The sequence below is a fragment of the Streptomyces sp. NPDC005151 genome, from assembly GCF_053599875.1.
The window spans coordinates 1-15,253 of the sequence record NZ_JBSFYR010000128.1 but is presented as its reverse complement, the minus strand read 5'-3'; the positions used below and the strand labels follow the sequence as shown (position 1 = coordinate 15,253).

Genomic DNA, 15,253 nt, shown 5'->3' with positions numbered 1-15,253 from the left:
GCCTGCCCGTACGGGTCCAGCTCCGGCGGCGAGCGGATGTATCGCACCGGGGACTTGGTGAAGTGGGCGCCGGACGGTCAGTTGGTGTTCGCCGGACGGGCCGATGAGCAGGTCAAGGTGCGCGGCTTCCGGATCGAACCCGGCGAGATCGAGACCGTACTGCGGGCGCACCCGGAGGTGGCCCAGGCCGTGGTGATCGCCCGCGAGGACACACCCGGCGACAAGCGGCTGATCGCCTACGTGGTCCCCGCCGATGCCGACACCGACACCGACACTGGTGCGCTGCGGGACTTCGTGGCGCGGCGGTTGCCGGAGTACATGGTCCCGGCCGTCGTCGTGGCGCTGCCGGAACTGCCCCTGACGACGAACGGGAAGCTGGACCGCAAGGCGCTGCCCGCGCCCCACTACACGGCAGAGGTGGGAAGGGCTCCGGCCACCCCGCAGGAAGAGCTCCTGTGCGCGGCCTTCGCGCAGGTGCTGGGGATCCCGGAGGTCGGGGTCGATGCCGGCTTCTTCGAGCTGGGCGGTCACTCGCTGCTGGCGGTGCGGCTGGTGTCGCGGATCCGGGCCGTGCTCGGTGTGGAGGTGCCGCTTCGGGTGCTGTTCGAGGCGCCCACGGTGGCCGGGTTGGCGGCGCGCATCGCCGGCGCCGGGACCGATCGGGCGCGGCTGCCGCTGCGGGCGGCCGTACGTCCGGAGCGAGTGCCGTTGTCGTTCGCGCAGCGGCGGCTGTGGTTCCTGGCCCAGTTGGAGGGGCCGAGCCCGACGTACAACCTGCCGACGACGATCCGCTTGAGCGGTGACGTGGACGTCGACGTGCTGGGCGCGGCGCTCCGCGACGTGATCGCTCGCCACGAGTCGCTTCGTACGACGTTCCCGGCCGTGGACGGCGAGCCGTACCAGCACATCCTCGACCCCCATGACCTGGACTGGGCCCTTCAGGTGACCCAGGTACCGTCCGGCGAACTGCCCGAGGCCGTACGGGAGGCGTCGCGGTACGCCTTCGACCTGTCGGCCGAACTGCCCATCCGGGCACGGCTGTTCGAGTCGGGACCGGACAACCGGGTGCTGGTCGTCGTGGTGCATCACATCGCCACTGATGGCTGGTCGCGCGGTCCGTTCGGCCGGGACCTGTCGGCCGCGTACGAGGCGCGGCTTCAGGACCGGGCTCCGGGTTGGGAGCCGCTGCCGGTCCAGTACGCCGACTACACGCTGTGGCAGCGGGAGTTGCTGGGCGACGAATCCGACCCGGACAGCCTCCTGTCGACGCAGACGTCGTACTGGCGGCGCACGCTGGCCGGGGCACCGGAAGAGCTGGCGTTGCCGGCCGACCGGCCGCGCCCTGCGGTGGCGAGCCATCGCGGGCATCGGGTGCCGCTGAACCTGCCGGCTGCGGTGCATCAGCGGGTGGTGGACCTGGCCCGGGCCGAGGGTCTGACGGTGTTCATGGTGGTGCAGGCCGCCCTGGCGGTGACCTTGTCGCGCCTCGGCGCGGGAACCGACGTGCCGATCGGCTCGGCGGTGGCGGGTCGTACGGACGAGGCGCTGGACGACCTGGTCGGGTTCTTCGTCAACACGCTGGTCATCCGGACCGACCTGTCCGGCGATCCCGAGTTCGGGACGGTCCTGGCGCGGGTCCGTGAGATGACCCTGGAGGCGTTCGCGCATCAGGACGTCCCGTTCGAGCGGCTGGTGGAGGAACTGGCCCCCGAGCGGTCATTGGCGCGGCATCCGCTGTTCCAGGTGATGCTGACGCTGCAGAACAACGAGCGGACCGCGGCGCGGCTCTCCGCTGTCGAGTCCGGCACCGCCCGGCCTGACGGGACGGAGACGGCGACGCAGACGCAGACTCAGACAGAGACGGCATCGGCGTCCGCATCGGTGGCGAGGTTCGATCTCGACGTGACGTTGGCGGAGGCGTTCGACGACCAGGGGCGGCCAGCCGGGCTGCGCGGCGGGGTGAACGCCTCGGCCGACCTGTTCGAGCCGCCGACCGTCGCCAGGATCGCCGAGTGGTTCACGCGCGTGCTGGACGGCGTGACCGCGGCCCCCGACGTCCGCCTGCACGCGGTGGATGTGCTGGACGCCGAGGACCGGGATCTGGTGCTCAACACGTGGAACGACACCGCGTCGCCGCTGCCCGACCTGGGCGTGGCGGAGTCGTTCGCGCGGTGGGCGGCGACGGCGCCGGACGCGGTCGCGGTGGTCGCCGACGGCACGGAGCTGTCGTACCGGGAGCTGAACGTCCGGGCGAACCGGCTGGCCCGGTGGCTGATAGCGCGGGGAGCAGCGCCGGAACGGTTCGTCGCCGTGGCGTTGCCGCGTTCGGTGGATCTGCTGGTGGCACTGCTGGCGGTGGCCAAGTCGGGCGCGGCCTACCTGCCCATCGACACGGACTATCCGGCCGAGCGGCTCGCGTACATGGTCTCCGAGGCCGCGCCCGTCGCGGTGGTGACCTCCACGGGCTTGTCCGGGTCGCTGCCGTCCGCCGGTACGAGGGTGCTGCTGGACGATCCCGGCACCGCCGTCGCGATCGCGGAGTGCTCGGCGGCGGAGGTGACCGACGCGGACCGGCTGGTGCCGGTGGCGGACGCGCATCCGATGTACGTGATCTTCACGTCCGGTTCCACCGGGACCCCCAAGGGTGTGGTCATCCCGCGGCCGGCACTGGTGAACCTGCTGGCCGGGATGCAGGAGCAGGTCGGCGTCCGGGCCGGGGACCGGCTGCTGGCGGTGACCACGGTCGGGTTCGACATCGCCGGCCTGGAGCTGTTCCTGCCGCTCGTTCAGGGCGCCACCGTGGTGCTGGCGGGCAAGGACCTCGTCTACGACCGGGTCGCCCTGGCCAGGTTGGTGCGCGACACCGGAGTGAGCGTCATCCAGGCCACGCCGAGCCTGTGGCGGTCCGTCCTGGCCGAGGGCGACGCGGAGCTGGCCGGGGTACGGATTCTGGTCGGTGGCGAGGCGCTTCCGGCCGATCTCGCGTCCGGGCTGGTCCGGGCGGCCGGAGAGGCGCTCAATGTCTACGGGCCGACGGAGACCACGATCTGGTCGACCTCGGCTCCGGTGGACGCCGGGAACGCGGCGGCGCCGCCGGTCGGGCGGCCGATCGCCAACACCCAGGTCTTCGTGCTGGACGGCGGGCTCGCCCCGGTGCCGGTGGGCGTGACCGGGGAGTTGTACATCGCCGGTCACGGACTGGCTCGCGGCTATCTGCACAATCCGGCGCTGACCGCGGAGCGGTTCGTGGCCTGCCCGTACGGGACCGGCTCCGGCTCCGGCCCGGGTGCGCGGATGTACCGCACCGGGGACCTGGTGCGGTGGACAGCGGACGGGCAGCTGGTGTTCGTCGGCCGCGTGGACGAGCAGGTGAAGCTCCGCGGCTTCCGGATCGAACTCGGTGAAATCGAAACCGCGCTGCTGAGGCATCCCACGGTGGCGCGGGCAGCGGTGGTCGTACGGGAGGACGTCCCCGGCGACAAGCGGCTGGTGGCCTACGTCGTACCCCCGGAGGCCCGCGACGAGGCTGGCGACTCCGGCCACGACTCCGCCGGTGTGCGCGAGTTCGTGGCGCGCTGGCTGCCCGACTACATGGTGCCGGCCGCGGTGGTCACGCTCGCCGAACTGCCGTTGACGGCGAACGGGAAGCTGGATCGCCGCGCGCTGCCCGCGCCGGGCTACTCGGCGGGCGAGGGACGGGGCCCGGCCACGGCCCAGGAGGAGATCCTCTGCGCGGCCTTCGCGCAGGTGCTCGGGGTGCCGGCGGTCGGCGTCGATGACAGCTTCTTCGAGCTGGGCGGGCATTCGCTGCTCGCGGTACGGCTGGTGTCGCGGATCCGGGCCGTGCTCGGCGTGGAAGTGCCGCTCCGGGTGCTGTTCGAGGCGCCCACGGTGGCCGGGTTGGCCGCACGCGTCGCCGGCGCCGCGACCGGCGGGGCGCGCCGGCCGCTGCGGGTGACCGTACGGCCGGAGCGGGTGCCGTTGTCGTTCGCGCAGCGGCGGCTGTGGTTCGTGGATCAAATGGAGGGGCCGAGCCCGACGTACAACATCCCGGTTCCGATCCGCTTGAACGGCGAGGTCGACATCGCCGCGCTGAACGCCGCGCTGCGCGATGTGATCGGACGCCACGAGTCCTTGCGGACGGTGTTCCCGGCGGTGGACGGCGAGCCGTACCAGCGGATCCTGGACCCCCACGACCTGGACTGGGAACTCCAGGTGACGCAGGTGGCGGCCGCGGACCTGACCGAGGCGGTGGGGAACGCCACGCGCCACACCTTCGACCTGTCGGCCGAGATACCGATCCGGGCCTGGCTGTTCGAGACCGGGCCGGACGAGCGCCTTCTCGTGCTGCTGGTCCATCACATCGCCGGCGACGGCTGGTCGATGGCGCCGCTGGGACGCGATCTGTCGACGGCGTACGAGGCACGGCTGCGCGGCGAGGCCCCGGGCTGGCAGCCGCTGCCGGTGCAGTACGCCGACTTCACCCTCTGGCAGCGGGACGTGCTGGGCGAGGAGTCCGATCCCGGCAGTCTGCTGTCGGCGCAGGTCGGCTACTGGCGGCGGACACTGGCCGGAGCACCGGAAGAGCTGGCCTTGCCGACCGACCGGCCGCGCCCGGCGGTCGCCGGCCACCGCGCGCACCGCGTGCCCCTGGAGGTGCCGGGCGAAGTCCACCGGCGGCTGGTCGATCTCGCCCGCGCAGAAGGCGTGACGACGTTCATGGTGTTGCAGGCCGCGCTGGCCGTGACCCTGTCCCGGCTGGGGGCCGGTGACGACATTCCGATCGGGTCGCCGGTCGCGGGCCGTACGGACGAGGCGCTGGACGACCTGGTCGGATTCTTCCTCAACACGCTGGTGATCAGGACCGACCTGTCCGGCGACCCGGAGTTCCGGCAGCTGCTGGGCCGGGTGCGCGAGGCCGGCCTCGGCGCGCTCGCTCACCACGACGTGCCGTTCGAGCGGCTGGTGGAAGAGCTCGCCCCCTCCCGGAAGCTGGGCCGGCATCCCTTGTTCCAGGTGATGCTGACCCTGCAGAACAACGAGCGCGCGGCCTTGGACCTGCCGGGCCTGCGTACGGGTGGCGCGGCGTCCGCCCTCGACGAGTCCGCCGTGACGCCGGGCCGATACGACTTCTTCGTGTCGGTCGGGGAGGTGTTCGACGAGCACGGCCGTCCCGCCGGACTGCGCGGCGCGGTGACCGTCACGGCCGACCTGTTCGACGCACCGGCCGCGGATCGGATGGCCGGGTGGTTCCTGCGGGTGCTGGAGGCCGTCACCGCGACTCCGGACCTGCGGCTGCACGCGGTGGACGTCCTGGACGGGCACGAGCGGGATCTGGTGCTGCATGGCTGGAACGGCACCGCGAAGGCGCCGCCGGAGCAGTCGGTCGCCGAGACGTTCCGGAGCCGGGCGATGTCGGCCCCGGATGCGATCGCCGTAGTGGCCGGCGGCGCCGAGGTGTCCTACGAGCGCCTGGACGCGGACGCGAACCGGCTCGCCCATCGGCTGCGCGCCCTGGGAGCCGGTCCCGAGACCGTGGTCGGGCTGTGCCTGCCCCGCGGTCTTGAGACCACTACGGCGATCCTCGCGGTCTGGAAGGCCGGAGCGGCCTACCTGCCGATCGACGCCCAGCTGCCGGCCGAGCGGATCGCCTTCATGCTCGCCGACAGCCGAGCGCGCCTTGTGCTGACCGCCGGGACGGCGGCGGGAGAACTGGCCGGGGAACTGGTCGGGGAACCGACCGGCGCCCTGGCCGGTGTGCCGATCGTGTCGCTGGACGACGAGCGGCAGGCGGCCGGGTACCCCGAGACCGCACCGCCGGTGGCGTCCCACCCCGCGGGGCTGGCGTACGTGATCTACACGTCGGGCTCGACGGGCACGCCGAAGGGTGTGGCGGCCACCCATGGCGGGCTGGCCCGCTACGTGGAGTCGGCGTCGGCCCGGCTCGGATGGTCCGGGACGGACGCGCGGTACGCGCTGCTGCAGCCGCAGGTGACGGACCTGGGCAACACGGTCGTGTTCGTCAGCCTGGTCACCGGCGGTCAGCTGCACGTCCTGGACGAGGCCGTGGTGACGGACGCAGACGCGGTCGCGGCCTACCTGGACGGGCACCGCATCGACTTCGTCAAGGCGGTGCCCTCGCACCTGGCGGCACTCGCTGCCGCGGCGGGTGTTGGACGCGTCCTCCCGGGCCGGTCGCTGGTGCTCGGCGGCGAGGCGGCCCCGGCCGCGTGGGTCGGCGAACTGCTGCGGGCCGCGGCCGGCGACCAGCAAGTCCACAACCACTACGGGCCGACGGAGACCACGATCGGGATCACCACCGCCCCGCTGACTGCCGAGACGGTCGCCGGCGGCACGGTGGCCATCGGCACACCGCTCGACGGCACCCAGGTGTACGTGCTGGACGACGCGCTCGCGCCGGTACCGGTCGGCGTGGTCGGTGAACTGTACGCCGCGGGCGCTCAGGTGGCCCGCGGCTACGTGGGCAGGCCCGGGCTGACCGGACAGCGCTTCGTGGCCTGCCCGTTCGGCTCCGCTGCTGGTGAGCGGATGTACCGGACCGGCGACCTGGTCAAATGGCGGCCCGACGGCCAGTTGGTGTTCATGGGCCGCGCCGACGAGCAGGTCAAGATCCGCGGGTTCCGCGTCGAACCCGGCGAGGTCGAGACGGCGCTGCGTACCCATCCGGGCGTCGCCCAGGCCGCGGTGATCGCCCGGGAGGACGTGCCGGGTGACCAGCGCCTGGTCGCCTACATCGTCCCCACCGAACTCGACACCGACACCGACAGTGGGCTTCGGCAGCACCTCTCCCGGTTGTTGCCGGAGTACATGGTGCCCGCCGCCATCGTCCCGCTCCCCGAACTCCCGCTGACCGTCAGCGGAAAGCTCAACCGCAAGGCCCTGCCCCCACCCGAGTACGCAGCAGTCGAGGCGATTCACCGTGAGCCCGCCAACGAGCGGGAAGCGGTCCTGTGCGAGGTGTTCGCAGAGGTGCTCGACCTGGCCGCGGTCCGGGTGGACGACAGCTTCTTCGAGCTGGGCGGGCACTCCCTGCTCGCGATCCGGCTGCTCTCCCGCATCCGGGCCAGGCTCGGCGTGGAAGTGAAGATCCGCACCCTCTTCGAGTCGCCGACCCCGGCGCTGCTCGCCGAAAAATTGGGCACCGCCAAGTCGGCTCGACCGGCGCTACGTCCGATGCGTAAGGAGAATCAGTAATGATTCCGTTGTCATTCGCGCAGCAGCGGCTGTGGTTCCTCAGTCAGCTGGAGGGCCCGAGCGCGACCTACAACCTTCCGCTGGTGATCACGCTCACCGGGAACCTGGACGTCGAGGCGCTGAACGCGGCGCTGCGGGAGGTGATCGTCCGCCATGAGTCGCTGCGTACGCTCATCAGGGTCGCGGACGGTGCCCCGTACCAGCACATCCTCGCTCCGGAAGAGCTGGACTGGGAGCTGGCGGTGCGCCACGTCCCCTCGGACGAACTGGCCTCGACGGCGGAACAGGCCGCCTGGTCCACCTTCGACCTGGCCGCCGAAGTGCCGATTCGCGCCTGGCTGTTCCTGACCGACCCCCAGGAGCCGGCAGCGGCCGGACCGGGCGAAGCAGACGGACAGCGCGAAGCCGACGCACCGGGAGAAGCCGACGGCAGCCTGCTGGTCCTCCTGGTCCATCACATCGCCGGTGACGGCTGGTCGATGGGGCCGCTCGCCCGCGACGTTTCGACGGCGTACGAGGCACGGCTGCGCGGGGAGGCCCCGGACTGGGAGCCGCTGCCCGTGCAGTACGCCGACTACACGTTGTGGCAGCGGGAAATGCTGGGGGAGATCTCTGATCCGGCGAGCCTGCTGTCGGTGCAGGTGGACTACTGGCGGCGGACGTTGGCCGGAGCACCGGAGGAGCTGGCGCTGCCGACCGACCGGCTGCGCCCGGCGGTCGCCGGCCACCGCGGACACCGGGTGCCGCTGCGCGTATCGGCCGAGGTCCACCAGCGGCTGCGGGACCTGGCCCTGGCAGAGGGCGCCACCTCGTTCATGGTGCTGCAGGCCGTGCTGGCCATGACGCTGTCGCGGCTCGGGGCGGGGACCGACATCCCGATCGGCTCGGTGGTCGCGGGTCGTACCGACGAGGCGCTGAACGACCTGATCGGATTCTTCGTCAACACGCTGGTGATCCGGACGGACCTCTCGGGCGATCCGAATTTCCGGCAGGTGCTGGGCCGGGTGCGCGACGCGGGCCTGGACGCGCTGGAACACCATGACGTGCCGTTCGAGCGGTTGGTGGAGGAGCTCGCCCCTTCCCGGTCGCTGAGCCGCAATCCGCTCTTCCAGGTCTCGCTGACCGTCCAGAACACCCCGCGCTCGGCACTGGAACTGTCCGACGTCCGCGCGGGCGGCGGCGCGAGGGCCGCGGGCGAACCGACCATGGTCCCGGTCAAGTTCGACCTCGATGTGGTGGTGGGGGAGCTCTTCGACGAGGAGGGGCGGCCCGCGGGACTGCGCGGTTCGGTGACCGGGTCGGTGGACCTGTTCGACCGCGGTTCGGTCGAGGCGATCGCCGAGCGGTGGACGCGGATGCTGGAAGCGGCCGGCGCGACGCCGGACGTACGGCTGACCGCCGTGGACATCCTCGGCGCCGACGAGCGCGATCTGCTGGTGAACGGCTGGAACGACTCGGCGGTCGGGATCACGCACGCCTCCGCTGTGGAGCTGTTCGGCCAGCAGGTGGCCGCGGCCCCGGAGGCGGCGGCTGTGCTGGGCGACGGCGTCGAGCTGTCGTACCGGGAGCTGGACGCGGCGGCGAACCGGATCGCGCACTACCTGCGCGGCACGGGGGTGGCCGCCGAGTCGGTGGTGGGCCTGTGCCTGCCGCGCGGCGCGGAGCTGGTGACAGCGATCCTGGGGGTGTGGAGGGCGGGTGCGGCGTACGTGGCGCTGGACTCGCGGCACCCCGCGGAACGGGTCGGGTTCATGGTCTCCGACAGTGGCGCGCGGGTGGTGCTGGCGAGTGCCGCGGAGGCCGGGGCGCTGGCTGACGCGTTCGCGGGTGTGCCGACGGTCTGGCTGGACGACCAGCAGGTCCGGGCCGAGGTCGCGGCCATGCCCGACAGCGCGCCCGAGGCGGCGATCGACCCCGCGGGGCTGGCATACGTCATCTACACGTCCGGGTCCACGGGCACGCCGAAGGGCGTGGCGCTGACCCATGGCGCCGCGGTGAACCTGGCGGTCGCCCAGATCGAGCGGTTCGCGGTGGAAGGCGACTCGCGCGTGCTGCAGTTCGCGTCGATCGCCTTCGACGCGGCCACCTCCGAGCTGCTGATGGCCTGGTGCTCCGGTGCCGCGCTGGTCGTCGCCCCGGCCGCCGAACTGGTGCCCGGCGGCGGCGGGCTCGTAGAGCTGCTGGCGCGGCATGACGTGACGCATGCGACCCTGCCGCCGGTGGTGCTGGGGGCGCTGGACGCCGACGATCTGGCGTCGGTACGGACCCTGGTGTCCGCGGGCGAGGCCATGGACGCCGGACTGGTCGAGCGGTGGGCCCCGGGCCGTCGCCTGATCAACGCGTACGGCCCGACGGAGATCACGGTGTGTGCGTCGATGTCGGCGCCGCTGTTTGCCGGTGATGTGCCGTCCATCGGTACGCCGATCGCCAACGCCCGCCTGTACGTACTCGATGAGGGGCTCAACCCGGTCCCGGTGGGGGTGGCGGGAGAGCTCTACGTCGCCGGTGCCGGGCTCGCGCGCGGGTATGTCGGCCGTCCGTCGTTGACCGGTGAGCGGTTCGTGGCGTGCCCGTACGGGACCGGCGGCGAGCGGATGTACCGCACCGGGGACCTGGTGAAGTGGACGCCGGACGGGCAGCTGGTGTTCGTCGGGCGGGCCGACGAGCAGGTCAAGGTGCGCGGGTTCCGGATCGAGCCGGGCGAGATCGAGGCCGTCCTGCGGGCACACCCGCAGATCCGCCAGGCCGCGGTGGTGGCGCGCGAGGACACCCCCGGCGACCGGCGACTGGTGGCCTATGTCGTACCCGCCGACGACGGCGCCGACCTCGACGCCCTGCCGGAGTTCGTGGCGCAGCGGTTGCCCGACTACATGGTGCCTGCCGCCGTCGTCGAGCTGCCGGAGCTGCCGGTCACCGTCAACGGCAAGCTCGACCGTAAGGCACTGCCCGCTCCTGACTACGCGGCCGGGGCGGGCGCCGGCCGGGGGCCGGCGTCGGTGCAGGAAGAGATCCTGTGCGAGGTGTTCGCCGACATCCTCGGCGTCGACTCGGTCGGTGCCGACGACAACTTCTTCCGGCTGGGCGGCCACTCGCTGCTGGTGGTGTCGCTGGTCGAGCGCCTGCGGGCCCGGGGCGTGTCGGTGTCCGTGCGGGCGTTCTTCGAGGCACCGACCCCCGCCGGGCTGGCCCGGACGGTCGGCGTCGAGCCGGTGGACGTACCGGAGAACCTGATCCCGGCCGACGCCCGGCAGATCACCCCCGACATGCTCACGCTGGTGGAGCTGTCGCAGGCCGAGATCGACCGAGTCGTCGCGACGGTCGACGGCGGGGCGGCGAACGTGGCGGACGTGTATCCGCTGGCGCCGCTCCAGGAAGGCCTGCTCTTCCATCACCTGCTGGCCGAGACAGCGACGGACGCCTACGTCACCATGCGGGTGGTGGAGTTCGGCTCGCGGGACCGCCTGAACGAGTTCGCCCGGGCGCTGCAGCACATCGTGGACCGGCACGACATCTACCGCACCGCGGTGGTGTGGCAAGGGCTGGGCGAGCCGGTCCAGGTGGTGTGGCGGCGCGCCGAACTGCCCGTGGTCGAGCACGTCCTCGACGTCGACTCGTCCGATCCCGCAGCCGCGGTGGACGCCCTGGTGGCGGCGGTCGGAGCGGTCATGGACCTGGAACGCGCGCCGCTGATGGACCTCCACGTGGCCCAGCCGGCGGACGACCGGCTGCTGGGCGTGGTGCGCATGCACCACATGGTCCAGGACCACCTGGGCATGGACGTCCTGCTGCGAGAGCTGCGTGCGGTGCTGTCCGGCGAGACGGACCAGCTGGACCAGTTGGACCAGCTGGAACCCGCGCTGCCGTTCCGTGACTTCGTCGCGCAGACCCGGAGAGTGCCCAGGGCCGAGCACGAGCGGTTCTTCGCCGAGCTGCTGGGTGACGTGACCGAGACGACGGCGCCCTACGGTGTGATGGACGTGCGGGGAGACGGCACCGAAGCCGTCTCCGGCGTGGTCCCGATACCCGATGACCTGGTCGCGCGGCTGCGGCAGGCGGCGCGGGACCTGGGCGTCAGCCCGGCAACCGTCCTGCACGTGGTGTGGGCGCGTGTGCTGACGGTGCTGTCGGGGCACGACGACGTGGTGTTCGGGACCGTGCTGTTCGGCCGGATGAACGCCGGCCAGGGCTCGGACCGGGCGCTGGGCCCGTACATCAACACCCTCCCGGTACGGATGCGGACGGGTCAGGTGGGGATACGGGCCGCCGTCAAGCTCATGCGGACCCAGCTGGCCGGACTGCTGGAGCACGAGCACGCCCCGTTGGCGGTGGCGCAGCAGGCCGCCGGAATCGCGGGCGACACCCCGCTGTTCACGTCCCTGTTCAACTACCGGTACATCGGCGGCCAGGCGGAAACCGCCCAGGAGCAGCAGCCGGTCGAGGGCATCCGGAGCGTCTTCGCCAGGGAGCGGACCAACTACCCGCTGGCCGTATCGGTCAACGACCTCGGCAGCGCCGGAATGAGCGTGACCGTACAGGCGGTCGGCCCGATCGAACCCGAACCGGTCGGACGGCTGGTGCGCACCGCCATCGAGAACACCGTCGCCGCGCTCATGGCCACGCCGGACGCCCCGGTGACGGCGATCGACGTCCTCAACACCCAGGAACGCGACCGGATCCTCCACCAGTGGAACGACACCGCGCAACCGCCCGAGGCGTCCACGATCGTCGAACTCTTCCGGCGGCGTGCGGACGCCGAGCCGGACACGGCTGCCGTGGTGGCCGACGGTGTGCCGATGTCCTACCGCGAACTCGACGAGGAGGCCGACCGGCTGGCGGGGTACCTGCGCGGCATGCGCGTGGGCGCCGAGTCGGTCGTCGCGCTGTGCCTGCCCCGGGGCGCGCGGATGATCGTCGCGATCATGGCGGTGTGGAAGGCGGGCGCGGCGTATCTGCCGATCGACGCTCGGCTGCCCGCCGACCGCATCGCGTTCATGATCGCCGACAGCGGCGCACAGCTGGTGCTCGCCGTCCATGACGAGACCGCGGATCTCGCGGACGGCCTGGCCGGAGCCCACGTGGTGTGGTGGGACGACCTCCGGGCCGCCGACCTGAAGGCCGCCGACCCGATGGACATCGACCCGGCCGCGCTGGCCTACGTGATCTACACCTCGGGTTCGACTGGGACCCCGAAGGGGGTAGCCGTCACGCACGGATCACTGGCGAACCTGGCGTCGACGTTCGGCCCGGTGATGGGCGCGGCCCCCGGGGTCGGGATGCTGCAGTTCTCGTCGTTCAGCTTCGACGCCTCGGTGCTCGAGCTGAGCACCGCGCTCGCCGCCGGCGCCACACTGCTGATGGCCGGCGCCGAACACCGGGAACAGCCGAAAACGCTGGGCGAACTGCCCGGACTCCAGGTCGCGTTCCTGCTGCCGTCCCTGCTCAACCTGATGGAACCGCAGGATCTCGCGGGAGTCGGAAATCTGCTTGTCGGGGCCGAGGCGGTCGATGAGCGGGTGGCCCGCACCTGGTCACCGGGTCGCCGGATGATGAACATCTACGGCCCCACCGAGGCCACCGTCATGGTCGCGGGTTCCGAGATCGACCCCGACCGGTCCGGTCCGGTGCCGTTCGGCCGGCCGATCGCCAACACGCGCCTGTACGTGCTCGACGAGCTGCTTGACGTGGTTCCGGTCGGTGTGGTCGGTGACCTGTACATCGTCGGCGCCGGCGTGGCACGCGGGTACGTGGCCCGTCCCGGTCTGACGGGCGAGCGGTTCGTGGCGTGCCCGTTCGGGCCCGGCGGGGAGCGGATGTACCGCACCGGAGACCTGGTGCGGTGGACGCCGGACGGGCAGTTGGTGTTCGCCGGGCGGGCCGACGAGCAGCTGAAGGTCCGCGGGTTCCGGATCGAGCCCGGTGAGGTCGAGGCGGTTCTGGCGTCCCACCCGGATGTGGTCCAGGTCGCGGTCCTGGGCCGGGAGGACCCCTCGGGGGAGAAGCGCCTGGTCGCCTACGTGGTCGCGGCCGACGGCGACAGCGCCGTGAACACGGCCGCCCTGCGCAGGTTCGTCGGCCAGCGGTTGCCCGAGCACATGGTGCCCGCGGCGATTGTGGTGCTGCCCGAGCTGCCCGTGATGGTCAACGGAAAGCTGGACCGGCGCGCCCTGCCCGCGCCGGAGTACGCACAGGGATCGGGCCGCCCCGCGGCCACGCTCCAGGAGGAACTGCTGTGCGGAGCCTTCGCCCAGATCCTGGGCCTGGACTCGGTGGGAGTCGACGTCAGCTTCTTCGACGTGGGCGGTCACTCACTGCTGGCGGTCCGGCTGGTGTCGCGGATCCGCGCGGTGCTGGGCGTGGAGCTCTCGCTGCGGACCCTGTTCGAGGCTCCGACGGTGGCCGGGCTGGCGGCGCGGCTCGCCGAAGGCGGCACCGAGCGGGCCCGGCGGCCACTGCGCGCGCAGCCGCGTCCGGAGCGGGTGCCGTTGTCGTTCGCGCAGCGGCGGCTGTGGTTCCTGGCCCAGTTGGAGGGGCCGAACGCGCTCTACCACCTGCCGACGGCGATCCGGCTGAGCGGCGACGCGGACGCCACGGCGTTGGGTGCGGCACTGCGTGATGTGATCGCCCGGCACGAGTCGCTGCGGACGGTCTTCCCGGCCGTGGACGGTGAGCCGTACCAGCGGATTCTGGACCCCGAGGATCTGGACTGGGAGCTCCAGGTCACGCGGGTGGAGTCCGGTGAACTCGCCGATGCTGCACTGGCCGCCTCGCGGTATGCGTTCGATCTGTCGGTGGAGGTGCCGGTCCGGGCGTGGCTGTTCGAGGCCGGTCCGGAGGAGCAGGTCCTGGTCATCGTGGTGCATCACATCGCGGGCGATGGCTGGTCGATGGGTCCGCTGAGTCGCGATCTGTCAGCGGCGTACGAGGCGCGGTCGCGTGGTGAGGTTCCGGTGTGGGAGCCGTTGCCGGTGCAGTACGCGGACTACGCGCTGTGGCAGCGGGAGTTGCTGGGCGACGAGTCGGATCCGGCGAGTCTGCTGTCGGCGCAGGTCGACTACTGGCGGCGGGTGCTGGCCGGTGCGCCGGAGGAGTTGGCCTTGCCGGTGGACCGGCAGCGCTCAGCGGTGTCGAGCCATGCCGGGCACCGGGTGCCGGTACGGGTGCCGACCGAGGTGCACCAGCGGGTGGTGGCTCTGGCGCGGGCCGAGGGCGTGACGGTGTTCATGGTGTTGCAGGCCGCGCTCGCCGTGATGCTGTCGCGGGTGGGCGCCGGTACGGACATTCCGGTGGGTTCGGCGGTGGCGGGTCGTACGGATGAGGCTTTGGACGATCTGGTCGGGTTCTTCGTCAATACGTTGGTGATCCGGACGGATCTGTCGGGTGATCCGGAGTTCCGGCAGGTGCTGGGGCGGGTGCGTGAGGCGAGTCTGGGGGCGTTGGCGCATCAGGACGTGCCGTTCGAGCGGCTGGTGGAGGAGCTGGCTCCGGCGCGGTCGTTGGCGCGGCATCCGTTGTTCCAGGTGATGCTCACCGTCCAGAACACCGACCGCGCCGGACTGGATCTGCCCACCGCGGATCGACCGACCACCGTCTCCGCGAAGTTCGACCTCGATGTGATCGTGACCGAGCGGCTCGATGAGCAGGGGCGTCCCGCCGGGTTGCACGGCGGGCTGGTCGCGTCGGCGGACCTGTTCGACGTCCACTCGGCCGAGGCCATGGTCCAGCGGTGGCTGCGCGTCCTGGAGTCCGTGACCGCGGCGCCCGGTGTTCGTCTGCATGCGGTGGATGTGCTGGATGCGGGTGAGCGGGATCGGTTGTTGGTGGAGTGGAATGACACGGCGTCTGATGTGGCCGGTGTGTCTGGTGTTGTGGGGTTGTTTGAGCGGTGGGCGGCGACGGCGCCGGACGCGGTGGCGGTGGTCGTCGGCGGGGTGGAGTTGTCGTACGGGGAGTTGGATGCGGCGGCGAATCGGCTGGCGCACTATCTGCGCGGCCAGGGTGTAGGTGCGGAGTCGGTGGTGGGGCTGCGGTTGCCGCGTGG

Annotated in this window: 2 protein-coding genes; both read left to right on the top strand. The window is 71.9% G+C overall.

Translation table 11 applies throughout. The features are described from left to right. On the top strand, positions 1–7,215 hold a 7,215-nt coding region (locus ACWD6R_RS36620; RefSeq protein WP_451822700.1), incomplete at its 5' end, for an amino acid adenylation domain-containing protein. Next, positions 7,215–15,253, top strand: an 8,039-nt coding sequence (locus ACWD6R_RS36615) for an amino acid adenylation domain-containing protein (RefSeq protein WP_451822699.1), incomplete at its 3' end; no start/stop codon positions are given. The genes ACWD6R_RS36620 and ACWD6R_RS36615, both read left to right, overlap by 1 nt.